This window comes from SAR86 cluster bacterium (assembly GCA_023703615.1).
Lineage (GTDB): Bacteria > Pseudomonadota > Gammaproteobacteria > Magnimaribacterales > D2472 > MED-G85.
Genome location: CP097971.1, coordinates 177,309 through 201,847, shown reverse-complemented (window position 1 = coordinate 201,847; position 24,539 = coordinate 177,309). Strand labels below are relative to the sequence as shown.

At 34.4% G+C, this 24,539-nt stretch carries 33 protein-coding genes; all 33 read right to left on the bottom strand.

The annotated features are described in order from the left end of the window. Positions 1-966 (bottom strand): DNA-directed RNA polymerase subunit alpha, encoded by a 966-nt coding sequence (gene rpoA, locus M9C80_01090; GenBank protein URQ69781.1) that lies wholly within the window; start codon positions 964-966, stop codon positions 1-3. Positions 967-991: 25 nt separating this feature from the next. Continuing rightward, the gene (rpsD, locus tag M9C80_01085; protein ID URQ69780.1) at positions 992-1,612 is read right to left on the bottom strand and encodes a 30S ribosomal protein S4; all 621 of its coding nucleotides are present in this window, start codon (positions 1,610-1,612) and stop codon (positions 992-994) included. A gap of 9 nt (positions 1,613-1,621) precedes the next feature. Next, positions 1,622-1,993 carry a 30S ribosomal protein S11 gene (gene rpsK / locus M9C80_01080; GenBank protein URQ69779.1) on the bottom strand — a complete coding sequence of 124 codons (372 nt, stop codon included), beginning with the start codon at positions 1,991-1,993 and terminating at the stop codon, positions 1,622-1,624. Positions 1,994-1,996: 3 nt separating this feature from the next. Beyond that, positions 1,997-2,353, bottom strand: coding sequence for a 30S ribosomal protein S13 (gene rpsM / locus M9C80_01075; protein URQ69778.1), 357 nt, complete (start codon positions 2,351-2,353; stop codon positions 1,997-1,999). A 5-nt stretch (positions 2,354-2,358) separates the two neighbouring features. Further along, positions 2,359-2,475 carry a 50S ribosomal protein L36 gene (rpmJ, locus tag M9C80_01070; GenBank protein URQ69777.1) on the bottom strand — a complete coding sequence of 39 codons (117 nt, stop codon included), beginning with the start codon at positions 2,473-2,475 and terminating at the stop codon, positions 2,359-2,361. Positions 2,476-2,477: 2 nt separating this feature from the next. After that, positions 2,478-3,773 (bottom strand): preprotein translocase subunit SecY, encoded by a 1,296-nt coding sequence (secY, locus tag M9C80_01065; GenBank protein ID URQ69776.1) that lies wholly within the window; start codon positions 3,771-3,773, stop codon positions 2,478-2,480. Between the two features lie 2 nt (positions 3,774-3,775). After that, positions 3,776-4,276: a 50S ribosomal protein L15 gene (gene rplO, locus M9C80_01060; protein ID URQ69775.1), complete on the bottom strand. Its 501-nt coding sequence runs from the start codon at positions 4,274-4,276 to the stop codon at positions 3,776-3,778. A gap of 1 nt (position 4,277) precedes the next feature. Further along, positions 4,278-4,466 (bottom strand): 50S ribosomal protein L30, encoded by a 189-nt coding sequence (gene rpmD / locus M9C80_01055; protein URQ69774.1) that lies wholly within the window; start codon positions 4,464-4,466, stop codon positions 4,278-4,280. Then, positions 4,463-4,975: a 30S ribosomal protein S5 gene (gene rpsE / locus M9C80_01050; GenBank protein URQ69773.1), complete on the bottom strand. Its 513-nt coding sequence runs from the start codon at positions 4,973-4,975 to the stop codon at positions 4,463-4,465. Before rpsE ends, rpmD begins: the two co-directional genes overlap by 4 nt. Before the next feature lie 3 nt (positions 4,976-4,978). Next, on the bottom strand, positions 4,979-5,326 hold the full coding sequence (gene rplR, locus M9C80_01045; protein URQ69772.1) for a 50S ribosomal protein L18: 348 nt from the start codon (positions 5,324-5,326) through the stop codon (positions 4,979-4,981). 2 nt (positions 5,327-5,328) lie between these two features. After that, on the bottom strand, positions 5,329-5,871 hold the full coding sequence (gene rplF / locus M9C80_01040; protein ID URQ69771.1) for a 50S ribosomal protein L6: 543 nt from the start codon (positions 5,869-5,871) through the stop codon (positions 5,329-5,331). Continuing rightward, positions 5,871-6,266: a 30S ribosomal protein S8 gene (gene rpsH, locus M9C80_01035; GenBank protein ID URQ69770.1), complete on the bottom strand. Its 396-nt coding sequence runs from the start codon at positions 6,264-6,266 to the stop codon at positions 5,871-5,873. The genes rplF and rpsH overlap by 1 nt, the downstream gene beginning before the upstream one ends. A 4-nt stretch (positions 6,267-6,270) precedes the next feature. Further along, positions 6,271-6,576: a 30S ribosomal protein S14 gene (rpsN, locus tag M9C80_01030; protein ID URQ69769.1), complete on the bottom strand. Its 306-nt coding sequence runs from the start codon at positions 6,574-6,576 to the stop codon at positions 6,271-6,273. 9 nt (positions 6,577-6,585) lie between these two features. Then, positions 6,586-7,125 carry a 50S ribosomal protein L5 gene (gene rplE, locus M9C80_01025; protein ID URQ69768.1) on the bottom strand — a complete coding sequence of 180 codons (540 nt, stop codon included), beginning with the start codon at positions 7,123-7,125 and terminating at the stop codon, positions 6,586-6,588. Further along, on the bottom strand, positions 7,126-7,464 hold the full coding sequence (rplX, locus tag M9C80_01020) for a 50S ribosomal protein L24 (protein ID URQ69767.1): 339 nt from the start codon (positions 7,462-7,464) through the stop codon (positions 7,126-7,128). 1 nt (position 7,465) lies between these two features. Further along, the gene (gene rplN, locus M9C80_01015; GenBank protein URQ69766.1) at positions 7,466-7,834 is read right to left on the bottom strand and encodes a 50S ribosomal protein L14; all 369 of its coding nucleotides are present in this window, start codon (positions 7,832-7,834) and stop codon (positions 7,466-7,468) included. After that, on the bottom strand, positions 7,834-8,097 hold the full coding sequence (gene rpsQ, locus M9C80_01010) for a 30S ribosomal protein S17 (GenBank protein ID URQ69765.1): 264 nt from the start codon (positions 8,095-8,097) through the stop codon (positions 7,834-7,836). The genes rplN and rpsQ overlap by 1 nt, the downstream gene beginning before the upstream one ends. Then, positions 8,097-8,297 carry a 50S ribosomal protein L29 gene (gene rpmC / locus M9C80_01005; protein URQ69764.1) on the bottom strand — a complete coding sequence of 67 codons (201 nt, stop codon included), beginning with the start codon at positions 8,295-8,297 and terminating at the stop codon, positions 8,097-8,099. Before rpmC ends, rpsQ begins: the two co-directional genes overlap by 1 nt. Then, a complete protein-coding gene (gene rplP / locus M9C80_01000) occupies positions 8,298-8,708 on the bottom strand; it encodes a 50S ribosomal protein L16 (GenBank protein ID URQ69763.1) in 411 nt (136 codons plus the stop codon). A gap of 4 nt (positions 8,709-8,712) precedes the next feature. Then, positions 8,713-9,372: a 30S ribosomal protein S3 gene (gene rpsC, locus M9C80_00995; GenBank protein URQ69762.1), complete on the bottom strand. Its 660-nt coding sequence runs from the start codon at positions 9,370-9,372 to the stop codon at positions 8,713-8,715. Further along, a complete protein-coding gene (gene rplV, locus M9C80_00990) occupies positions 9,372-9,710 on the bottom strand; it encodes a 50S ribosomal protein L22 (protein URQ69761.1) in 339 nt (112 codons plus the stop codon). Before rplV ends, rpsC begins: the two co-directional genes overlap by 1 nt. Beyond that, positions 9,710-9,982 (bottom strand): 30S ribosomal protein S19, encoded by a 273-nt coding sequence (gene rpsS, locus M9C80_00985; GenBank protein ID URQ69760.1) that lies wholly within the window; start codon positions 9,980-9,982, stop codon positions 9,710-9,712. Before rpsS ends, rplV begins: the two co-directional genes overlap by 1 nt. 3 nt (positions 9,983-9,985) lie before the next feature. Continuing rightward, positions 9,986-10,813, bottom strand: a complete 828-nt coding sequence (rplB, locus tag M9C80_00980; GenBank protein ID URQ69759.1) for a 50S ribosomal protein L2 — start codon at positions 10,811-10,813, stop codon at positions 9,986-9,988. Positions 10,814-10,815: 2 nt separating this feature from the next. After that, on the bottom strand, positions 10,816-11,112 hold the full coding sequence (gene rplW / locus M9C80_00975) for a 50S ribosomal protein L23 (protein URQ69758.1): 297 nt from the start codon (positions 11,110-11,112) through the stop codon (positions 10,816-10,818). Then, positions 11,105-11,719 carry a 50S ribosomal protein L4 gene (rplD, locus tag M9C80_00970; protein URQ69757.1) on the bottom strand — a complete coding sequence of 205 codons (615 nt, stop codon included), beginning with the start codon at positions 11,717-11,719 and terminating at the stop codon, positions 11,105-11,107. Before rplD ends, rplW begins: the two co-directional genes overlap by 8 nt. Then, complete coding sequence (gene rplC / locus M9C80_00965; GenBank protein ID URQ69756.1) at positions 11,719-12,354, bottom strand: 50S ribosomal protein L3; 636 nt, start codon at positions 12,352-12,354, stop codon at positions 11,719-11,721. The genes rplD and rplC overlap by 1 nt, the downstream gene beginning before the upstream one ends. A 60-nt stretch (positions 12,355-12,414) precedes the next feature. Further along, a complete protein-coding gene (rpsJ, locus tag M9C80_00960) occupies positions 12,415-12,726 on the bottom strand; it encodes a 30S ribosomal protein S10 (protein ID URQ69755.1) in 312 nt (103 codons plus the stop codon). A 115-nt stretch (positions 12,727-12,841) separates the two neighbouring features. Further along, entirely contained in the window at positions 12,842-14,944 is a 2,103-nt protein-coding gene (gene fusA, locus M9C80_00955; protein URQ69754.1) for an elongation factor G, read from the bottom strand. 16 nt (positions 14,945-14,960) lie between these two features. Beyond that, positions 14,961-15,431 (bottom strand): 30S ribosomal protein S7, encoded by a 471-nt coding sequence (gene rpsG / locus M9C80_00950; protein ID URQ69753.1) that lies wholly within the window; start codon positions 15,429-15,431, stop codon positions 14,961-14,963. Positions 15,432-15,433: 2 nt separating this feature from the next. Continuing rightward, on the bottom strand, positions 15,434-15,805 hold the full coding sequence (gene rpsL / locus M9C80_00945; protein URQ69752.1) for a 30S ribosomal protein S12: 372 nt from the start codon (positions 15,803-15,805) through the stop codon (positions 15,434-15,436). 52 nt (positions 15,806-15,857) lie between these two features. Next, complete coding sequence (gene rpoC, locus M9C80_00940) at positions 15,858-20,039, bottom strand: DNA-directed RNA polymerase subunit beta' (GenBank protein ID URQ69751.1); 4,182 nt, start codon at positions 20,037-20,039, stop codon at positions 15,858-15,860. Positions 20,040-20,048: 9 nt separating this feature from the next. Then, positions 20,049-24,110, bottom strand: a complete 4,062-nt coding sequence (rpoB, locus tag M9C80_00935) for a DNA-directed RNA polymerase subunit beta (GenBank protein URQ69750.1) — start codon at positions 24,108-24,110, stop codon at positions 20,049-20,051. A 31-nt stretch (positions 24,111-24,141) separates the two neighbouring features. After that, positions 24,142-24,522 (bottom strand): 50S ribosomal protein L7/L12, encoded by a 381-nt coding sequence (rplL, locus tag M9C80_00930; protein URQ69749.1) that lies wholly within the window; start codon positions 24,520-24,522, stop codon positions 24,142-24,144. Positions 24,523-24,539 lie beyond the last annotated feature (17 nt).

Below are 24,539 nucleotides of genomic sequence, written 5' to 3'. Positions count from 1 at the left end.
TTATACCACTGGTGGCCAGTTTTCAACATTCATACCTAATGATAAGTTTTTTGATGCCAGGACATCTTTAATTTCATTTAAGGATTTTTTTCCTAAATTAGGCGTTTTAAGTAAATCAAATTCTGATCTATGTATTAAGTCTCCAATGAGAAAAATACTTTCTGCTTTTAGGCAATTTGTTGATCGAACAGTTAATTCTAGTTCTTCAATTGATCTTAATAATAATGGATCGAAATCATTCTGATCTTTTTTAGCCTCTTGTTCAGCAATAGCATCAAGATCAACAAATGCTCCTAATTGTTGTTGAATGATTGTCGCTGCGTGTTCAATGGCCATCTTAGGATCAAGAGTTCCATCTGTTTCAAGCTCAATTAAAAGTTTGTCAAGGTCTGTTCTTTTTTCAAATCTTGCGTTATCTACAGTGTATGAAACACGTCTTACAGGGCTGAAGGATGCATCAACTTTTAAACCACCAACAACTCTATCTTCATCATCTCTAAGATCAGCTGGCTCATAACCTCTTCCAGTTTTCACAGTTAATGTCATCTTTAAATTTACCTTATCTACTATAGTAGCTATGTGAAAATCTTGATTTACTAATTCAACGTTACCAGGCACCTCAAACGAAGAAGCTGTTACATCACAGGGACCGGTAATATCAAGTGAAATTTCAGCTGTATTGCCTTCGATTAAGTTAACTGGCATATCTTTAATGTTTAAAAGAATATCTATTACATCCTCTCTAATTCCTTCGATTGTACTATATTCATGAGATATTCCATCTATTACTACATCTGTCACAGCTGCTCCAGGCATTGATGACAATAAAATTCTTCTTAATGCATTACCAAGCGTATGGCCAAAACCTCTCTCAAGTGGCTCAAGAGTTACTTTCGACAAGTTTGGTGATATATCATCTACTTGTATTTCAGTTGGTACTAAAAGATCTATTACTGATGTTTGCATATATTTATCCGCCTTTTTTAGTTAATTATTTTGAGTAAAGCTCAACAATAAGATTTTCGTTAATTTCTGAACTTAAATCAGTTCTATCAGGAACAGATTTAAATACACCTTTTAAATTTTTCTCATCTACCTCAATCCAATCACAAGCTTCTCGCGTTGAAGCTATTTTTAATGCTGATTGAATTCGTAAATGCCCTTTTTTACTCTCTCTTACCTCTATTTCGTCTCCTGCTTGAACTTGATAAGATGGGATATTAACCGTATTTCCATTAATGGAAAAAGCTTTGTGAGTTACCATTTGTCTAGCTTCAGCTCTAGTTGATCCAAAACCCATTCTGTAAACGACATTATCAAGTCTTTTTTCTAAAAAACTTAACAAATTTTCACCAGTATTACCTTTTGATGAAGCTGCTTTTTTATAATAGTTTCTAAACTGTTTTTCAAGTACGCCGTACATCCTTCTTACTTTTTGTTTTTCTCTTAGCTGAAGTCCGTAATCTGACAATCTGCCTCTTCTTCCACCTTGAGCTCCTGGAGGGGAATCCATATTACATTTAGATTCAATAGCTCTTATGCCACTTTTTAACAATAAGTCAGTGCCTTCTCTTCTTGAAAGCCTTAATGATGGTCCTCTATATCTAGCCATTATATCTCCTTATACCCTTCTTTTTTTAGATGGACGACAGCCATTATGAGGTAAAGGCGTCACATCTGTTATGCTTTTAATTTTCAAACCACAAGAATTTAGAGATCTAATAGCCGATTCTCTTCCTCCTCCTGGCCCTTTGACTTTTACATCAAGATTAATCATCCCAAACTCTTTTGCAGCATTTCCAGCTTTTTCTGCAGCAATTTGTGCAGCAAAAGGAGTACTTTTTCTTGAACCTTTAAAACCAGATCCGCCTGATGTTGCCCAACAAACTGTATTGCCTTCTTTATCAGTGATGGTAACTATTGTGTTATTAAATGATGAATGAATATGTGCCACACCATCTGTAACAATCTTTTTAGTTTTTTTACCTGCCATTATTTACCCTCTCATTGGCTTTTTAGGGCCTTTTCTAGTTCTTGCATTATTCTTTGTATTCTGACCTCTTGTTGGTAGTTTCCTTCTATGTCTTATTCCTCTGTAGCTACCTAAATCCATAAGTCTCTTAATGTTTGTACTTATATTTCTTCTTAAATCACCTTCCAAAATATATTCTGATAAAGCAGTTCTAATTTTTTCAACTTCATCCTCTGTAAGATCTGAAATCTTTCTTGTGTAATCAATATTTAACTTTTTACATACTTCCTGTGCTGTTTTTCTTCCAATGCCAAATATATGTGTTAACGAGATTTCTACATGCTTGTTCTCTGGAATATTTACACCTGATATTCTTGCCATAATTATTATCCTTGCCTTTGTTTATGTTTAGGATCAGCGCTACAAATAACAAATAAAACACCGTTGCGCCTTACAATTTTGCAATTTCTGCAGATTTTTTTAACTGATGCTTTTACTTTCATTATTATCTCTTATAATTTTTTAGATTTACCTTCTTCATTAATGATGCATATTGTGTTGACATCATATGCGACTGAACTTGTGCCATAAAGTCCATTAAAACAACAACGATAATTAGAACAGAAGTTCCACCAAAATAAAAAGAAACACCTGCAAAATTTATTAAAGCAAGAGGCAATAAGCATATTAATGTTAAATAAATTGCTCCAAAAACAGTTAGCCTCGCTAAAACTGTGTCAATATAACTCGCTGTTTGTTCTCCTGGTCTGATTCCTGCAATATATGCTCCGGAACGTTTTAAATTATCTGAAACTTCTCGCGTATTAAATGTTAAGGCAAGCCAAATAAAACAAAAAGAAATAATTAAGGCTGAAAACACTAATATATAAAGGGGTTGGCCTGGATCTAAAGCCAAGGATATTGAATTTACTATACCAGTAGTATCGCTTTGTCCAAACCAGGTTGTTAAGGATGCAGGAAATAGTAAAAAGGTGCTTGCAAAGATTGCTGGAATAACACCTGCCATATTAACCTTAAAAGGCAAATGACTAGTTTGAGCTTGCATTAATTTTCTACCTTGTTGTCTTTGAGCGTAATTAACAGTAATTCTTCTTTGGCCCCTTTCTATGAATACAACAACTGCTATAACAACCATTGCTAATATTCCAATTCCGATGAGCAACAAGATATTTAAATCACCTTGTCTAGATTGCTCAAGAGCTTGGCCAATAGCCCCAGGAATACCAGTAAGTATGCTTGTTGCTATGATAATTGAAATTCCGTTTCCAATACCTCTTTCAGATACTTGTTCTCCAAGCCACATTAAAAACATGGTACCTGCAACAACTGAAAAAACTGCAGATATAAAAAATGATGCTCCAGGATTGTATGCTAAGCCACTGCTAGACAATGTCACGGCCAAAGCGGAAGCCTGAATAAAAGCTAATAATGCTGTTCCATATCTTGTATATTGAGTGATTGTATTTCTTCCTGCTTGACCATCTTTCTTGAGCTCTTGTAAATAAGGAATAGAGTTAGAAAATAACTGCATAATAATTGCAGACGAAATATAAGGAATAACATTTAAAGCAAAAATACTCATTCTCTCTAAGGCACCGCCTGAGAACAAATTAAACATATCGAGAATAGTTCCTTGGTTCTGTTCAAATAAAGCAGCAAGTCTATCTGGATCAATACCGGGGATAGGTATGTGAGTTCCAATTCTGTAGATCAAAATAGCGAACAATACAAATCGCAATCTTTTCCAGAGGTCACTCATGCTACTACCCTTATCAGCCATTATTATTTATCATCCTCTTTTTTTTCTTCTTTTAAAGTGTTCTTCATTTCATTAAGCTCAATAACTTTTCCACCTGCTTTTTCAATAGACTTTTTTGCGCCTTTAGAAACTTTGATTCCTTCAACTTCTATTTTTGAAGTTAAATCAAAAGCTCCAAATATTTTTACCTTATTTGTTGTTTTAGAAATAATTTTATTTTCCTTTAATGTCTCGAGGCTTATTTTTTTTATGCCGTCTAGATGTTTTAAGTTAATTTCTTTGAGCTTATTATTAACTCTAGATGAGAAACCAAATTTTGGTAGTCTCATTTGAAGTGGCATTTGGCCTCCTTCAAAACCTGCCCTAATATTGCCTCCACTTCTAGATTTTTGTCCTTTGTGTCCTCTTCCAGAAGTTTTTCCAAAGCCGGAGCCAATTCCTCTCCCAACCCTTTTTCTGGATTTTTTGGTAGCTTCACTGGAAAGTGAATTCAAAGCTAAAATATTTTCTTGTTTAGTACTCATTTTAATTATCCAAAATTTCTATCATGTCTCTAATTTTATTAACCATGCCTCTATTGCTTGAAGTATCTTCAATGCTTACAACTTGATTTAGCTTTCTAAATCCTAGGCCTTTAATGCACAACTTATGTTTGTTCATTCTGCCAATTCCGCTTTTAATAAGTTTAATTTTTAATAATTTGCTCTTATTCATGCTACTGTTTGCTCTATTTTTTTGCCTCGTCTTAATGAAACTGTTTCAGGAGATTCCATATCTTTTAGAGCATTTATGGTTGCTCTAACTACGTTTACTGGATTAGTAGATCCGTAACATTTGGCTAAAACATTTTGAACGCCTGCTAATTCTAAAACCGCTCTCATAGCACCACCTGCAATAATACCTGTTCCCTCAGCAGCAGGCTGCATGTATACATTAGATGAACCATGTTTTGCTTTAATTGGATACCATAGAGTAGTATTGTTAAGTTCAACTTCTACCATGCTTCTTCTAGCATTTTCCATTGCTTTTTGAATTGCTATTGGGACTTCTTTTGCTTTACCTCTTCCAAAACCAACTCTTCCATTTCCATCGCCCACAACTGTGAGGGCAGTAAAGCCAAAAATTCTTCCCCCTTTTACAACTTTTGCAACTCTATTAACTTGAACTAATTTTTCTTCAAGAGCATCAACTTGTTGATCAACTATATTATTTTTTTCATTCATAATTTAAAACTCCAGCCCTGCTTGTCTAGCTGAATCTGCCAGGGCTTTAATTCGTCCATGATATTTGTATCCCGATCTATCAAAAACAACTTTTTTAAGACCATTTTCAAGAGCTCGCTCTGCTATTTTTTTTCCAACTGCTTCGGCACTTTCAACATTATTTGATTTTGTTTCAAAATCTTTTTCCGTTGTTGATGCTGAAGCTAATACCTTATCTCCAAGGCTATTAAATACTTGAGCGTAAAAATGTTTTGAAGATCGATAAACAGATAGCCTGGGGGTATCTTGATTTTTAATATTCATTCGATTCTTCTTTGCTCTTCTTAATCTTGAATTATTTTTAATACTCATATTTAAGCTCCTGCTGCTTTTTTAGCCTCTTTTCTTCTCACGTTTTCATCTGAATATCTAACCCCTTTACCCTTGTAAGGCTCTGGAGGTCTAAATGATCTGATTTCAGCTGCTGCCTGACCTAGAATTTGTTTATTAAAGCTCTTTAAAACTACTTCAGTTTGAGATGGAGTTTCGACTTTTACATCCTCAGGTAGTTGATACTTAACTGGATGAGAAAATCCAAGAGTTAATTCTAGTAATTGTCCTGAAGCCTTGGCTCTATAACCGACGCCCTTGAGCTCTAGTTTTTTTTCAAAGCCATCTGATACACCAATGACCATATTATTTATATTGGCTCTCGTTGTGCCAGCTAAAGCAACAGATTGTTGACTTGATTCATCGTATTTTACTTGAATTAAACTTTCATTAATTTCTATCTCAACAGATTCTGGCATGCTTAAATTCATTTCACCATTTTTACCTTTAACATTAACAATATTGCTCTCATATGAAACACTAACGCCGTCGGGTATTTGAACTGGATTTTTTGCTACTCTTGACATTAAAATACCTCACACAAAATTTCACCACCAATATTTTTTTCTCTTGCTTGATGGTCAGTCATTAATCCTTGGTTTGTAGACACTATATATGCACCTAAACCATTTTTGACTAAATCTAATTGAGAAGATGATGAATATTTTCTTAAACTTGGTTTACTAATTCTTTTAATATTTTTTATTGCTGGCAAATTGTTATAGTATTTAAGATCAACTTGTATATTTAACTTGCCACCAATATCTATTTTTTCGCAGCCCTTAAGGTATCCCTCGTTTTTAAGTAAGTTAATTAGTTCAAATTTTAACTTGGAGTGAGGAACGTGAACATGCTCTTTTCCGCGCATTAAACCGTTGCGAATTCTGGTTAAACAATCTGATATTGGATCTTGAAAACTCATAATATTACCAACTTGATTTTACTAATCCTGGAATATCGCCTCTCATTGCAGCTTCACGTAATTTGATTCTACTTAAACCAAATTTTCTATAAACTGCATGCGGTCTTCCAGTTAATTGACATCTTCTTACAACTCTTGATGGACTGGCATTTCTAGGTAAAGAATGAAATTTTACTGAAGCTTCATATCTTTCTTCCGATGAAAGATTCATATCATTCATTGCCAACTTAAGACTAGCTCTTTTCTCTGCATATTTTGCAACTGTCTTAATTCTTTTTACTTCTCTTGCTATCATTGATTTTTTTGCCATTTTTCTTTCCTATTTCTTAAACGGGAACTCTAAAACTTCCAGTAACGCTTTAGCTTCGTTTTTGTTTTTTGCAGATGTATTAATACATACATCCATACCTCTTATTGTGTCTATATTATCGTATTTAATTTCGGGAAAAATAATTTGCTCTTTAATGCCAAAAGAATAATTTCCTTGATTATCAAAGGATTTAGAATTTAGGCCTCTAAAATCTCTTTCTCTAGGTATAGCAATATTAATCAATCTTTCCATAAATTCGTACATCTTGTTACCACGCAGAGTAACCTTGCATCCAATTGGCCAACCCTCTCTAATTTTGAAACTAGCAACTGATTTTCTTGCTTTAGTGATTACTGGTTTTTGACCAGAGATCGCAGTTAAATTTTGAACTGCTGATTCAAGATATTTTTTGTCATTGGCAGCTTCACCAACACCCATATTAATAACAACTTTTGTTAATTTTGGGAGAGCCATAACATTTTGTATGCCAAGCTTTTCTTGAAGAGGTGCTCTTAATTCGTTTGTATATTTTTCTTTTAAATTTGGCATTTATTTAATCTCTTTACTATCAGATTTATATAATCTTATTTTTTTACCATCGCTATTTGTAGAGTACATAATTTTGTCTTTGGCTTTTTTATTTGAATTCCAAATCGCAAGGTTTGAAAGATGAATAGCGGCCTCTTGTTCAACCACGCCGCCAGTTACTCCCATATCAGGATTGGGCTTAGTATGTTTTTTTACCATATTAATTCCAGTAACAAATGCACGATTTTTACCTTTAATAATCTTTCTAAGTGTTCCTTTTTTTCCCAGATCTTTACCAGAAACGACAATCACTTCGTCACCAGTTTTTAATTTTGAATTGTAACTAAATTTCTCTTTCATTCTATATAACCTCAGGAGCTAATGACAAAATCTTCATGTGTTTGCCATCTCTTAACTCTCTTGTAACTGGTCCAAAGACCCTTGTTCCAATTGGTGCTTTTTGATTATTAATAAGAACTGCAGCATTCTCATCAAATTTAATTAATGATCCATCCCGTCTTCTTACTCCTTTCTTTGTTCTAACTATAAGGGCGTCAACAACTTGTCCTTTTTTAACTTTGCCAGTAGGAATAGCTTCTCTTATGGCAACCTTGATTACGTCACCAATATTTGCATATCTTCTTTTAGATCCGCCTAATACCTTTATACACATGACGCTTCTCGCACCACTGTTATCAGCAATTTTTAAAAGCGATTGCATTTGTATCATTATTCAGACCCCATTTTATGTTCTTCTTCGCTAACTAAAATCCAAGTTTTAGTTTTTGAAAAAGGTGCACACTCTTTTACAGTTACAAAATCGCCTTCGGAAGCACTATTTAATTCATCATGAGCGTGAACCTTAGTTGCTCTTTTCATAACTTTTCCATATAAAGGATGTTTCACTTTCCTTTCAATTTTTACAGTAATAGTTTTATCTGCTTTGTTGCTTGTAACTATTCCACTTAATGTTCTTGGATTTGTATTTTTCATTACTTGTTGTCCTTGATTTCATTCAAAAGAGTCTTTATTCGTGCAATTTTTTTTCTTAAAAGACCAATCTGATTAGTTTCATTTAATTGTCCAGTTTTATGTTTCATTCTTAAAGAAAATTGTGATTCTCTTGATGCTTGTAATTCAGCATTGAGTTGATCAACATTTTTCTTTCTTAAGTCTGTAATCTCTTTGTTCATTTATACATCCTTACTTATAAAATGTGTTTTTATTGGAAGCTTTGCTGCTGCTAATTTGAAAGCCTCTCTAGCTAAATCTTCTTCAACACCAGCCATCTCAAACATTACTTTTCCAGGTTGAACAAGGGCAACCCAATACTCAACATTACCTTTGCCTTTACCCATACGTACTTCAAGTGGTTTTTTAGTAATTGGTTTGTCTGGAAATATTCTTATCCAGATATTTCCTCCTCTTTTAATATGTCTCGTCATTGCTCGCCTTGCAGATTCAATTTGTCTTGCAGTTATTCTTCCTCTGTCAGAAGCCACTAAACCAAACCTACCAAATGCAACTGTATTTCCGTTTTGAGCAAGGCCGCGATTTCTGCCCTTATGCATTTTTCTAAATTTTGTTTGTTTTGGTTGTAACATTATATTAACTAGCTCCCAAATCTACTTTATATGGATCTTCAGTTATTTCACCCTTATAAACCCAAACCTTGACACCAATAATTCCATATGTTGTTAATGCTTCTGCTGTTCCATAATCAATGTCAGCTCTTAATGTATGCAAAGGAACTCTGCCTTCTCTATACCATTCTGTTCTTGCTATTTCAGCACCATTCAATCTTCCTGAAACTTCAATACGCACGCCTTTTGCACTTTGCCTTAAAGCACTTTGAACAGTTCTTTTCATAGCTCTCCTGAACATAACTCTTTTTTCAAGCTGTTGGGCAACCCCCTCTGCTAAAATTTGAGCATCTAAGTCAGGTTTTTTAACCTCTTTAATATTGATTTGAGTTGGTTTTTTTACAATTTTTTCAACAGCTTTTTTTAGATTTTCAATTTCCTCGCCTCTCTTTCCAATAATAATTCCAGGTCTTGCTGTATGTATTGAAACTACAAAATTCTCTGCAGATCTCTCAAGTTCAATTTTACTAATAGAAGAATTCTTGAGTTTCTTCTTAAAATATTCTCTAACTTTAAGATCCTGAATTAAATTTTTTGAAAAGTCTTTACCCTTTGAATACCAATTAGCATTCTGTTTCAAAGAAACACCTAATCTAAAACCATTTGGATTAACTTTTTGTCCCATTATTTTGTACCTTCACTTAGAATTATTTCTATATGGCAAGTTGGCTTAATTATTCTGTCAGCTCTTCCTCTTGCTCTTGGCTTCATACGCTTAAGTCTCATTCCTTGATTTACAATTATTGATTTTACTGAAAGTAAATCAATGTCAGATTTATTATTATTTTCGGCGTTTGCAATCGCAGATTCGAGCAGTTTTTTTATAACAGATGAGCCTTTTTGCTTATTAAAATCAAGAAAATCCATAGCCTCTTGAATAGATTTTCCTCTAATAGCATTAGCAACCAGCCCTGCCTTCTGAGGAGATAGTCTTGTACCTTTCAAATATGCTCTAGTATCCATTATTTAACCTTCCTATCTCCAGAATGCATTTTAAATGTTCTTGTAATAGCAAATTCTCCTAATTTATGTCCAACCATATCTTCGTTAATATAAACAGGAACATGCTGTCTTCCGTTATGAACTGCTATAGTTAAACCAACCATTGAAGGATTTATCATAGATCTTCTTGACCATGTTTTTATTGGTCTTTTATCATTTGCAGAAACAGCTGCCTCAACCTTTTCTTCAAGAGAAATATCTATGAATGGTCCTTTTTTTAATGATCTTGGCATAATTTATTTCCTTTTAGTCCTTCTTCTTATAATCAGCTCGTCAGTTCTTGGATTTTTTCTTGTTTTATAGCCTTTAGTTGGTGTTCCCCATGGCGTTGAAGGATGTCTGCCTCCTGAAGTTCTTCCTTCACCACCTCCATGAGGATGGTCTACCGGATTCATAGCCACTCCTCTAACTGTTGGTCTAACACCTCTCCATCTTTTTGCACCAGCTTTTCCTAATGATTTAAGATTATTTTCCTGATTAGAAACCGTTCCCAATGTTGCACGGCATTCCCAAAGAACCTTTCTAGTCTCGCCTGACTGAAGACGAAGTGTTGCATAAATGCCTTCCTTAGCAATTAATCTTGCAGATGTACCAGCACTTCGTGCAATTTGAGCTCCCTTGAGAGGTTTTAGCTCAACACAATGAATATTTGTTCCAAGAGGTATATCTTTCAATTTCATTGAATTACCTGTTTTAATTTCACAATTATCAGATGAAATGATTTCATCACCGATCTTTAATTTAGAAGGAGAAATGATATATCGTCTTTCTCCGTCTTTATACAATAATAAAGCTATATGAGCTGACCTATTTGGATCATATTCTATTCTTTCAACAACAGCAGGAATGTCTAATTTATCTCTTTTAAAATCAATTATACGATAATGCTTTTTGTGTCCGCCTCCCTTATGTCTTACTGTAATTCTTCCATTGTTATTTCTTCCACCATTTTTAGATTTAGACTGTATAAGAGATTTTTCTGGTTTGCCTTTATGCAAATCAGTTTTGATAGATATGACACCTCTTCTTCCTGGACTAGTTGGTTTTGCTTTTATAATAGCCATTTTTAGTTAATTCCCTCAAACTGAATGTCAGAATTTTCACTAATTGAGACAAAGGCTTTTTTGTAATTAGATCTTTTATAAATACCAAACCTATTTCTTTTTGTTTTACCTTTTACAATAGAAGTTGTTACTTTAATTACTTCGACTTTAAACATCATTTCAACTGCTTTTCTTATTTCTCTTTTATTTGCCGATATATCAACCTTAAACACTATTTGCTTCAAAGCTTCACCCAATCTTGATGTTTTTTCAGTTACCAATGGAGTTTTAATTAATGTATATAATTTTTCGTTATCCATTAATCCATTCCTCAATTTGTTTTAGAGCATCAGCAGTAACTGCAACTTTATTTGATTTTAATAATATAACTGGATTTATTTCTCTTACAGAAATTACATCTACATTTGGAATATTTCTAGCTGATAGATATAAATTAATATCTGGCTCTTCCGTGATTATCAAAACTTTTGTTAGAGAGAATTGCTTTAATAAATTGGCTATCTCTTTTGTTTTTGGTTTTTCTAAAACAGGTTTCTCAATCCCAACTAGCTTCTCTTGGCGAAGCAACTCAGAAAATATTGATCTGATTGCAGCTCTATACATTTTTTTATTGATCTTTTTACTATAGTCCCTCGGTCTCGATGCAAAAGTAACACCTCCACCCCTCCATATTGGACTTCTAATTGTTCCAGCTCTTGCTCTACCTGTTCCTTTTTGCCTATATGGTTTCTTTCCTCCGCCTCTGACTTCAGATCTAGTTTTCTGTTTTGCAGAACCTTGTCTAGATCCTGCCATAAAACTAACTACAGCTTGATGCACTAAAGATTCATTAAAGTCTTTACCAAAGATAGAGTCAGAAATATCTATTCCTGTATTTTTTTTTGTAGATAGGAGTTCTATTTTCATTATTTTTTAAGTGCTGGTTTTATTTTTAATTCTGAACCATTAAAACCAGGTACTGCTCCTTTGATATATAAAACATTATTTGCAACATCTAAATCAACTATTTTTAAACTTTGCACTGTTTTTCTTTCATTACCCATATGCCCTGACATTTTTTTGCCTTTCCATACTCTTCCTGGAGTTTGACATTGGCCAATTGAACCATGTGCTCTATGTGATAATGAATTGCCATGGGTGGCATCCTGCATAGAAAAATTATGTCTTTTTATCACACCTGCATAACCTTTACCTTTTGAGGTTCCTGTGACGTCTACATATTGACCAATTTCAAATAACTCAGCGGTAAGATGTTTACCAATTTTTATATCATCTGTAATTTCATCTGACGAAACTTTAAATTCTAATAATGAACCGGGTTGAAGATTCACTTTTTTAAAATATTCTTTTTTTGGTTTGTTAATACTATTAGATTTTTTTGTTTTAGAAATTACAATAGAATCATAGCCATTTTTTTCATGGGTCTTTATGTCTGCTATGAAGTTTCCACAGACAGAAACAGCAGTTACTGCAATTGAATCTCCATCTTCTAGAAAAAGACGAGACATTCCTGATTTTGTTCCTATTAAGCCTATGCTCAATTTTCTCTCCTAAATACGGGGCTTGTAACCCTCTATGGCCGCTTTATGCGTTAATATGGACTAACCTAAGCTAATTTGTACGTCTACTCCGGAAGATAAATCTAACTTCATAAGCGCATCAACTGTTTTATCAGTAGGTTTAATTATATCCATAAGTCTTTTATAAGTAACAATCTCATATTGATCTCGAGCATCTTTATCTTTATGCGGAGATATTAAAACTGTTGTCCTTTCTTTTTTTACTGGCAGAGGAATTGGTCCATTAATAACAGCACCTGTTTTTTTTACAGTTTCTACTATTAATTTTGCCGAAGCATCAATCAATCTGTAATCAAAAGCTTTAAGTCTTATTCTTATCGATTGATTTTCCATTTTAATCCTATTTTTTACCAATTTTTTACATAGTGCAAAACGCAAAATGTGGCGTATTCTAAGCCTCTTAGAGGTGAACTGTCAACTTTAAATGAGAAGATTTATAAAATAAAATTTACGACGTTTTTAATTGTTCGGCTATGTTATTTGGAACTTCGCCGTACTTGTTAAATTCCATGGTAAAAGTAGCTCTTCCTTGAGTTTGTGACCTTAAATCAGTTGCGTATCCAAACATTTCAGCAAGTGGGACTTCTGAAGAAACTTCTTTACCAGAAGTAATATCGTCCATACCCAAAATTATGCCTCTTCTTCTATTCAAATCTCCAACAACGTCTCCCATGTGTTCTTCTGGTGTTACAACTACAACTTTCATTATTGGCTCAAGAAGAGCAGGTTTTGCCTTGTTTGCACCATCTTTTAAAGCCATTGAGCCTGCAATCTTAAAAGCCATTTCATTTGAATCAACATCATGGAATGATCCATCATACAAAGTAGCTCTTAATGCTAACAAAGGATATCCTGCGATTACTCCATTCTGCATCTGTTCTTGTATACCTTTATTAACAGCTGGAATATATTCTTTAGGAATAACTCCTCCCACAATTTTATCTACAAATTCATACTCATCATCTAAACCAAGTGGCTCCAATTTTAGCCAAACATGTCCATATTGTCCTTTTCCGCCACTTTGTCTAACAAATTTTCCCTCGACATCTACGGTTTCTTTGATAGTTTCTCTGTATGCAACTTGTGGTTTACCTATATTAGCTTCAACTGAAAACTCTCTTTTCATTCTGTCTACAAGAACATCAAGATGAAGCTCCCCCATTCCTGATATGATAGTTTGACCAGACTCTTCATCGCTTTGAACTCTAAATGATGGGTCCTCTTGTGCAAGCTTACCAAGGGCTAATGACATTTTTTCCTGATCAGGTTTTGATTTTGGCTCTACCGCTACTGATATGACAGGTTCTGGAAAATCCATCCTTTCGAGAACAATTTGTTTATTTGAATCTGACAGAGTGTCGCCAGTAGTTATATCTTTAAGACCAATACATGCAGCTATATCTCCAGCTCGAACTTCTTTAATTTCTTCTCTATTATTAGAGTGCATTTGAACCATTCGTCCTACTCTTTCTTTTTTTGATTTAGTTGAATTAATTACAGCATCACCAACCGAAAGAACTCCTGAATAAACTCTTATAAATGTTAGAGTACCAACAAAAGGATCTGTTGCAATTTTAAAAGCAAGTGCTGAAAAGGGCTCTTCATCAGATGATATTCTTTCATCTTCAACTTCTTCTTCCTGATTATTATTTGGTATAACACCCTTTATAGCCTTAACTTCATCCGGAGCTGGAAGGAAATCAACAACAGCATCTAGCATCGCCTGTACACCTTTATTTTTGAAGGCAGAACCGCAAAGCGCAACAATAATTTCATTTGAAAGAGATCTAATTCTAAGTCCTTTTTTTATTTGGTCTAATGTTAATTCACCAGACTCAAGATAAGCATCCATTAATTCTTCGTTTGCTTCTGCAGCAGCCTCAACCATCTCTTCTCTTAACTTAGAACATCTATCCATAAGTTCTTCAGGAACGTCTTTTGAATCAAAAGTGAGGCCTTTATCATCTTCATTCCAATATATTGCTCTCATATTAATAAGATCTACTACACCTTTAAAATCTTCTTCGGCACCGATGTTATATTGAATTGGGACAATGTTGGCGCCTAGTCTATCCTTAATTTGATCAACAACCTTATCAAAATTTGCGCCGGCTCTATCCATTTTATTTACAAAAACTATTCTTGGAACTTCATATCTATTTGCTTGTCTCCAAACTGTCTCAGACTGGGGTTCAACACCAGAGGTTCCACAAAATACAACAACTGCTCCATCAAGAACTCTCAGAGATCTTTCAACTTCAATAGTAAAATCGACGTGACCTGGTGTATCAATAATATTAATTCTGTGCTGTGGGAATTGTTGTTCCATCCCACTCCAAAAACAAGTTGTTGCGGCTGATGTAATTGTAATACCTCTTTCCTGTTCTTGTTCCATCCAATCCATAACTGCAGCACCATCATGAACTTCGCCTATTTTGTGTGACAATCCTGTGTAGAAAAGAACTCTTTCAGTTGTCGTTGTTTTTCCTGCATCAACGTGAGCGCATATACCAACATTACGATATTTATTTAAAACAATTTCTCTTGCCATAATTTATAGGTAAAAATTAAAATCTAAAATGAGAGAAAGCTTTGTTTGCTTCAGCCATTTTATGAACATCTTCTCTTTTTCTAAAGGCAGATCCTTTTTTCTGAGAAGCATCTTGAAGTTCCCCTGCTAATCTTAAATCCATTGATTTTTCACTTCTTTTTCTTGCAGCTTCAACAATCCACCTCATAGCTAAAGCTTGTCTTCGTGATGGTCTTATTTCAATCGGGACTTGGTAATTTGCTCCACCTACTCTTCTTGATTTTACTTCAACAAAAGGGCTTACTTCTTCTAATGCCTTCATAAAAATCATTAATGGATCATCTTTAGTAGTTTTAGTGATCTGATCAAAAGCACCATAGACTATTTTTTCAGCTGTAGATTTTTTTCCATTCTTCATGAGATTATTCATGAACTTTGCAAGAATAACATCATTAAATTTTGGATCAGGTAATACTTTTCTTTTTTCAGGACTTCTTCTTCTTGGCATAATTACTTACCTTTTTTTGCACCGTATTTAGATCTTCTTTGTTTCCTATTAGCTACACCTGAGGTATCTAATGTTCCTCTGACAGTGTGATATCTCACTCCAGGCAAATCCTTAACTCTTCCACCCCTAATTAAGACAAGTGAATGCTCTTGTAAATTATGACCTTCTCCACCTATATAAGAAGTTACTTCAAAACCACTTGTAAGCCTTACTCTACAAACTTTTCTTAGAGCCGAGTTTGGTTTTTTTGGAGTTGTTGTATAAACCCTTGTACAAACACCTCTTCTTTGTGGACAGGCATTAAGAGCCGGAACATCAGTTTTTTTAACCTTAGGCTTTCTTGATTTTTTTAATAATTGATTAACTGTTGCCATAATTTTATTACTCTGGTCGCGATTTTATATAGCAGACAGTGTATGGTCAATACTATTCATCATTTTCTTGAAGCTCCTGTCTTAGTGCTGCTTCAATATCTTCTGCAGATAAAGTCTGTTCTTCAATGTCATTCTGTTTTTTATTCTTCAATTTGTCGTGGAAATCCATACCAGTTCCAGCTGGGATCAATCTGCCAACAACAACATTTTCTTTCAATCCTCGTAACTGATCTTTTTTCCCAGTAACTGCTGCTTCTGTTAAAACTCTTGTAGTTTCTTGGAACGAGGCTGCTGAAATAAAAGAATCTGTTGCTAAAGATGCTTTAGTAATTCCTAATAGCACCCTCTCATATTCTGCTGGTGTTTTACCATCAGCATTAGCTTTTTCATTTTCTTCTACCAATTCAGCATAACTCACTTGATCACCTTGAATAAACTTGGTATCACCACCGTCTATTATTAATGCTTTTCTCAACATTTGTCTTAAGATTGTTTCTATATGCTTATCGTTTATAGATACACCCTGTAATCTGTAAACATCTTGAATCTCGTTGACAATAAAATTTGTAAGTTCAGGAATTCCTTTCAAGCGCAATATATCATGAGGACTTAGAGGACCATCAGAAATGATATCTCCTTTTGAGATTCTTTCGCCTTCAAATACTGATAATGTTCTATGTTTAGGTATTAACATTTCTGTATTTTGAGTTTTCTTGGTTGCTCCCTCTGGTGATATGACCAGTCTAATTTTTCCTTTTGTTTCTTTACCAAAGGAAATAATTCCAGTCTCCTCAGATAAAACTGCGGCATCTTTAGGTTTTCTTGCCTCAAATAGATCAGCAACTCTTGGCAAGCCTCCTGTTATATCTTTTGTTTTTGATGCAACCAGCGGCATCCTTGCGATTATTTCACCTGCAGTTAATTTCTGACCATCTCTGAGATTTACAAGCGCTCCTGCTGGCAAAGTATATGTGGCTGGTACTTTAAACTCACCAATTAGAACTGGTTTATTTTTAGAATCCACTATAGATATTGTTGGGACTAGCTCTCTTCCAGCTGAAGGTCTATCAGATACTTCTATGACTTCGATGCTCGATAGCCCTGTTAGATCATCCATCTGCTCTCTGACAGTGACACCATCCTCAATATCAGAAAATTTAACTTTTCCAGACGTTTCACCAACAATTGGTCTTGTGTACGGATCCCATGATGCAATTCTTATGCTCTCACTAAGTTCTTGATTATTTTTAACTTCTAAGGTTGCTCCGTAAGGAACTTTATATTGCTCTGTTATTTTTCCATTTACGTCTGTAATAGTACACATAGCATTTCTTGAAACAACAACTTCAAGTTTATCCTTATTAGTTACAGTTTTAATATCATCGGAATATGAAACATTCCCTGAATTCTTGTTGAAAATCGCGTTTTCTTCAGAAGAACTAGACGCTGCACCGCCTATATGAAAAGTTCTCATAGTTAACTGGGTGCCAGGTTCTCCGATTGATTGTGCTGCTACAACACCAACAGCTTCACCTCTGTGAACTAAATGTCCTCTAGCCAAATCTCTTCCATAACATTTGGCACAAACGCCAATTGATGCTTCACAAGTCATAGGTGATCTAACTTTAAGTGACGACAAATTTAAAGATTCAATTACATCAACAGCTTCTTCATCAAGCATCGTATTTACAGGGAAAATTTCTTTACCCTCGCTATCAAAAATTGGCTCTGCAATTACTCTTCCTAAAATTCTATCAGTTAAGCCTTGAATAATTTCTCCACCATCAATAATTGAAGTAACTGTGATTGATTCTTTTGTACCACAATCTTCAATGTTTATCACAGAATCCATAGAAACATCACATAATCTTCTGGTGAGGTATCCAGAGTTAGCAGTCTTTAAAGCAGTGTCCGCTAATCCTTTTCTTGCTCCGTGAGTAGAAATGAAATATTGAAGTACAGACAAACCTTCTCTAAAATTTGCTGTTATAGGCGTCTCAATAATTGAACCATCAGGTTTTGACATTAATCCTCTCATTCCTGACAGTTGTCTGATTTGAGCTGGAGAGCCCCTTGCACCAGAATCAGCATAAATGTAAACAGAATTAAAAGATGATTGCTCTTCGTTTTTACCATCTGGAGTTTCAACGGTTTCAACGCTTATTTTTTCCATCATAGCCTTGGCAATTTGTTCATTTGCTCTGGACCATATATCAATAACTTTATTATACCTCTCACCTCTGGTAACGAGACCCGAATCAAATTGCTTTTCAATTGCTTTTACTTCTTTTTCAGAATCATCAATTATTTTTGCTTTCTCTTCGGGAATTACAAAATCATTAACACCAATTGAAGATCCTGATCTTGTTGAAAAATCAAAACCTAAATACATTAGTTGATCTGCAAAAATTACTGTCTTTTTTAATCCAGCTTTTCTGTAGGAGATATCAACTAATTTTGAAACAAGTTTTTTTGTTAAAATCTGATTAATATTCTCAAATCCAACCTCAGATGGAGTAATTCTCCAAATTAATGTTCTACCAACTGTTGTATTATAAATCTTACTTTCATTTTCATTTTCTTTAATACGCACTTTAATTGAAGAATGGATCTCAAGGGTTTCAGTTTCATATGCCCTTAGAACTTCATCAGGATTGCTAAATACTCTCCCTTCCCCTATAGCACTAACATTTTCTCTTGTCATGTAATATAAACCTAACACCACATCTTGAGTCGGGTTAATTATTGGAGAGCCGTCAGCTGGAGATAAAATATTGTTCGTAGACATCATAAGCGCTCTGGCTTCTAGTTGAGCTTCTAGGGTTAGAGGCACGTGCACGGCCATTTGATCGCCATCGAAATCAGCATTAAATGCTACACAAACAAGAGGATGAAGTTGAATTGCCTTTCCTTCAATTAACTTTGGTTCAAATGCTTGAAGACCAAGTCTGTGCAAGGTTGGTGCTCTGTTTAAAATGACTGGGTGTTCTCTTATAACATCCTCTAGAACTTCCCAAACCTCTGGAGTTTCTCTTTCGACTAATTTTTTAGCTGCCTTAATAGTAGTGGCTAGTTCTCTTTGTTCAAGTTTTCCATAAACAAATGGTTTAAATAATTCCAATGCCATTTTTTTTGGTAAGCCGCACTGATGAAGTTTAAGATTTGGTCCTGATACAATTACAGATCTACCTGAATAATCAACACGTTTTCCTAATAAGTTTTGTCTGAATCTTCCACCTTTACCTTTAATCATATCTGCGAGAGATTTAAGTGGTCTTTTGTTGGTACCTGTTATGACTCTGCCTCTTCTTCCGTTGTCTAGTAAAGCATCTACAGATTCTTGCAGCATTCTTTTTTCATTTCTAACAATAATTTCAGGTGCACTTAGTTCGAGTAATCTTTTTAATCTGTTATTTCTGTTTATTACCCTTCTATATAAATCATTCAGATCTGAGGTGGCAAAACGCCCTCCCTCAAGAGGTACAAGTGGTCTCAAATCTGGAGGAAGTACTGGCAAAACATTCATGACCATCCACTCAGGCTTATTACCTGAATCATTAAATGCTTCTAAAAGTTTCAACCTTTTTGAAAGTTTTTTAAGCTTTGTTTCAGAATTAGTTTTAGGTATTTCTTCTCTTATGATTCTTATTTCTTCATTTACATCTAATTCTTCTAACAAAATTTGAACTGCTTCTGCACCCATTCCTGCTGAAAACTCATCTCCGTATTCTTCATATTTTTCAACCCACTCCTCTTCTGTAAGTATTTGTCCTTTTTCTAATTCAGTAAGGCCAGGATCTGTAACAATGTAACTTTCAAAATAAAGAACTCTCTCGATTTCTCTCAAGGTTGTGTTAAGTAGAAGACCTATTCTTGAGGGTAAAGATTTAAGAAACCATATATGAGCAACCGGAGCAGCTAGATCAATATGCCCCATTCTTTCTCTTCTTACTTTAGCTAAAGTTACTTCTACACCACATTTTTCACAAACTACTCCTCTGTGCTTCATTCTTTTGTATTTACCACAAATACATTCGTAGTCCTTAATTGGACCAAATATTTTTGCACAAAATAAGCCATCTCTTTCTGGTTTGAAGGTTCTATAGTTAATTGTTTCTGGTTTTTTTACTTCACCAAAAGACCATGACTTAATGACTTGAGGAGAAGCTAATCCTGCAGAAATAGTAGTGAAATCCTCTTGTCCTTGTTTTAATGTATTTAATAAATCTCTCAATTTTATCTCCTAATTTTCAGAATCTAGTTCAATATTTATAGCTAAAGATTTAATCTCTTTGCTAAGAACGTTAAAGGATTCAGGAACATTTGCATCCATTTCGTAACTTCCATCAACAATATTTTTATACATTTTTGTTCTACCGGAAACATCATCAGATTTAACTGTCAACATTTCTTGTAATGTATAAGATGCTCCATAAGCCTCGAGAGCCCAAACCTCCATCTCACCGAAACGCTGTCCTCCAAATTGTGCTTTACCGCCTAATGGTTGTTGAGTGACTAAACTATATGATCCTGTTGATCTTGAGTGCATTTTGTCATCAACTAAATGATTGAGCTTAATCATATACATATAACCAACAGTAACCGGTCTTTCAAATTTAGTTCCGGTTCTACCATCGTAAAGTGTAATCTGACCTGATTCAGGAAGATCAGCTAATTTAAGTAGACCCTTGACCTCACTTTCTTTAGCCCCATCAAAAACTGGAGTTGCTATAGGCAGTCCGTCAGTCAAATTATTTGCTAATTCCATAATTTCGTTGTTAGAAAAAGAGCTTATATCTTCTTTATTTGCTGCATTTTTATTGTATAGCTTATCTAAATAATCTTTTAGCTCTGCAGGCTTTGCATTAGCTTTGAGCATTTGATCAATTTTCAAACCAATGCCTTTTGCCGCTGAACCCATATGAGTTTCTAATACTTGGCCCACATTCATTCTAGATGGGACACCTAAAGGGTTTAAAACAATATCGACTGGATTTCCATCTGTGTCATAAGGCATATCTTCAACAGGCATAATTTCGGAAATAACACCTTTATTACCATGACGGCCTGCCATTTTATCTCCAGGCTGAATCCTTCTTTTGATAGCAAGATAGACTTTAACTATTTTTATTACTCCGGGTGCTAAATCATGGCCTCTAATAATCTTCGCCTTTTTTTCCTCAAATCTTTCTTTAATATCTTTGATATATTCCTTATATGTTTTTTCAGTATCTTCTATAGTTGCATTTATTGAATCTGAGCTTACTCTGATTGAAAAAATATCATTTAGTTTTATGGACTCTAATTTTTCTCTTGTTAATAGCTCACCCTTTTTTAGATCATTTCCTTTTAAAACTTTTGAGTCTTTAAGAATTTCTAGCATTCTTGATTTAGTAGCATGTTCTATTACAGCAGATTCATCATCAGCATCTTTTTTTGATTGATCTAGATGATCTTGCTCAATTGCTTGAGTTCTGTCATCTTTTTCAACTCCATCTCTAGTGAATACTTCCACTCCAATAACTGTTCCTTTTGAACTAGATCTTTGAGATGTGTCTTTGACATCAGATGCTTTTTCGCCAAATATTGCTCGAAGTAGTTTTTCTTCAGGAGAAAGTTGAGTTTCGCCTTTTGGAGTTATTTTTCCAACTAATATATCTCCTGGTTCTACTTCTGCACCTACATAAACTATTCCACATTCATCTAATTTATTTAAAGAGCCTTCCCCAACATTTGGAATATCTGCAGTAATCTCCTCTGATCCAAGCTTTGTATCTCTAGCAACACAAACAATTTCTTGGATATGAATAGAAGTAAATCTATCTTCTCTTGCAACTTTCTCTGAAATTAGAATAGAGTCTTCAAAGTTATAGCCATTCCAGGGCATGAAGGCTATTCTAATATTTTGCCCTAAAGCTAATTCACCATTATCAATAGATGGTCCATCTGCAAGGACATCACCTTTTTTTACAACATCTCCAATTTTAACTATAGGCTTCTGATTAATGCATGTATTTTGATTCGATCTTGTATATTTTATTAAGCTGTAGACATCAGAAGCAGACTTTGATTTCTTGTCAGTAACCCTAACAACAATTCTTGATGCATCAACGTTTTCTACTACGCCAGGATTTTTAGCTACAATGCACACTCCTGAATCTCTTGCAACAACAGACTCTAATCCAGTTCCAACTAAAGGTTTTTCAGATCTTAAAACTGGTACTGCTTGTCGTTGCATGTTTGAGCCCATCAATGCTCTATTAGCATCATCGTGTTCTAAAAATGGTATTAGAGAAGCAGCAATAGAAACAACTTGTTGAGGTGAAACATCCATCAAGTCAATTCTATCAGGCGACATAAGCTCAAATTCACTTGCATGACGAACAGCAACCAGATCATCAATAAATCTATTATTTTTGTCTAGCATCACATTTGCTTGTGCAATAACATGCTCAGCTTCATCAATTGCAGACAAATAAATAATTTCATCAGTAACTTTTCCATTTACAACTTTTCTATAGGGAGTTTCTATGAACCCGTATTGATTTGTTCTTGAATAGGAAGCAAAAGAATTAATTAATCCAATGTTGGGACCTTCTGGTGTTTCAATTGGACATACTCTTCCATAATGTGTTGGGTGAACATCCCTTACTTCAAAACCAGCTCTCTCCCTAGTAAGTCCTCCTGGCCCAAGAGCAGATACTCTTCTTTTATGAGTGATTTCAGAGAGAGGATTATTCTGATCCATGAATTGTGAAAGTTGACTTGATCCAAAAAACTCTTTGATTGCTGCTGTTACTGGTTTTGCATTTATAAGATCTTGTGGACCTAGTTCATCGGCCTCAGCCATACTTAGTCTTTCTCTAACTGCTCTTTCTACTCTTATTAATCCTACTCTAAACTGGTTTGCAGTCATTTCTCCAACAGATCTAACTCTTCTATTACCTAAATGATCAATATCATCAACTATATCGTGACCATCCCTAATATTTACAATACCTTTCATTACTTCGATAATATCTTCTTTATCAAGAACATGAGGTTGATCTTTTTGAGAATTAAGTTTGAGTCTTCTATTGAACTTCATTCTTCCAACTTCTGATAAGTCGTATCTCTCTTCATTAAAAAATAAATTTGTAAATAGCGTTTCAGCAGAATCTTTTGTTGGTGGTTCGCCAGGCCTCATCATTCTGTATATTTCAACAAGAGCCTCAAGCCTATTAGAGGTAGGGTCTGCTCTTAAAGTATTTGAAATATAAGGACCTTTATCTAATTCATTTATATATAAACAATTGATTTCATTAATATCTTTTTCTTTAAAAGTAGTTAATATTTCAGTATCTATCTCAGTATTAGCAGAAAAAAGAACCTCTCCTGTTTCTTTATCAAAGATATCTTTTGATAATACTTTGCCCAAAAGGTATTCATCAGAAAGTGAAATCTCAGTTGCCTTAGAATTAGTAAGTTCCTTAATATGTCTTGCTGTTATTCTTTTTCCAGCTTGAACATATATTTTATTTTTAACTTTTATATCAACTGAGAGAGTTTCGCCTCTAAGTCTTTCAGGTATTAATTTTAATTTAACGGAATCTTTATCTATCGTGAATAAATCTTCATCATAAAATTCAGACAAAATTTCTTCAGTTCCCATATCAAGGGCACGCAACATTATGGTTGCAGGGATTTTTCTTCTTCTATCAATTCTTGAAAATAAAATATCTTTTGGATCAAATTCAAAATCCAACCATGAGCCTCTATAAGGAATTATTCTTGCAGAATAAAGTACTTTACCGGAAGAATGAGTTTTACCCTTATCATGGTCGTAGAAAACACCTGGTGATCTATGAAGTTGAGATACAACAACTCTCTCCGTTCCGTTAATAACAAATGAAGCATCATCTGTCATTAAAGGAACCTCTCCCATAAATACTTCACCTTCTTTTATATCTTTAACTTCTTTAAAATTAGTTTCTCTATCATATAAGACCAATTTAACTTTGATTCTTAAAGGTGCTGAGTAAGAAAGACCTTGAATAAGACATTCTTGCACATCATAAGTATTTTTACCTAGCTCATAAGATACATACTCAAGAGCAGCATTACCTGATACGCTTTTAATTGGAAACAAGGATTGAAATACCTCTTCCAATCCTTGTTTTTTTCTTGCATCAGACGCAATATCAGCTTGAAGAAAATCAGAATAAGAATTTGTTTGAGTCTCGATAAGATTTGGTAAATCCATAACTTTAGCAAAAGTACCAAAATTCTTTCTTATCCTTTTCTTTTCAGTGTAGCTGTATGACATAAATGCGCCCTTATTTATATGTGTTTAATTATTATTTTAGTTCTGCTGTAGCTCCGGCTTCAGTTAATTGAGTAAGCATTGCTTCGGCATCATCTTTTGCAACGCCTTCTTTCAAAGTAGAAGGTGCTCCATCAACCATATCTTTTGCTTCTTTCAATCCGAGACCTGTTATAGCTCTTACAGCTTTAATAACTTGTACTTTCTGATCTCCAGCTGCCGATAATACAACATCAAAAGCATCTTTTTCTTCTTCAGCGGGTGCATCACCAGCTCCTGCTGCTGCAGGTGCGGCTGCAACTGCTGCTGCTGCTGTCACTCCAAATTTTTCTTCAATTGCTGAAATCAAATCGACAAGTTCCATTACCGACATTTCTTCAATTGATTTTAGGATATCATCTTTACTAGTTGCCATTTCTTATTCTCCTTATA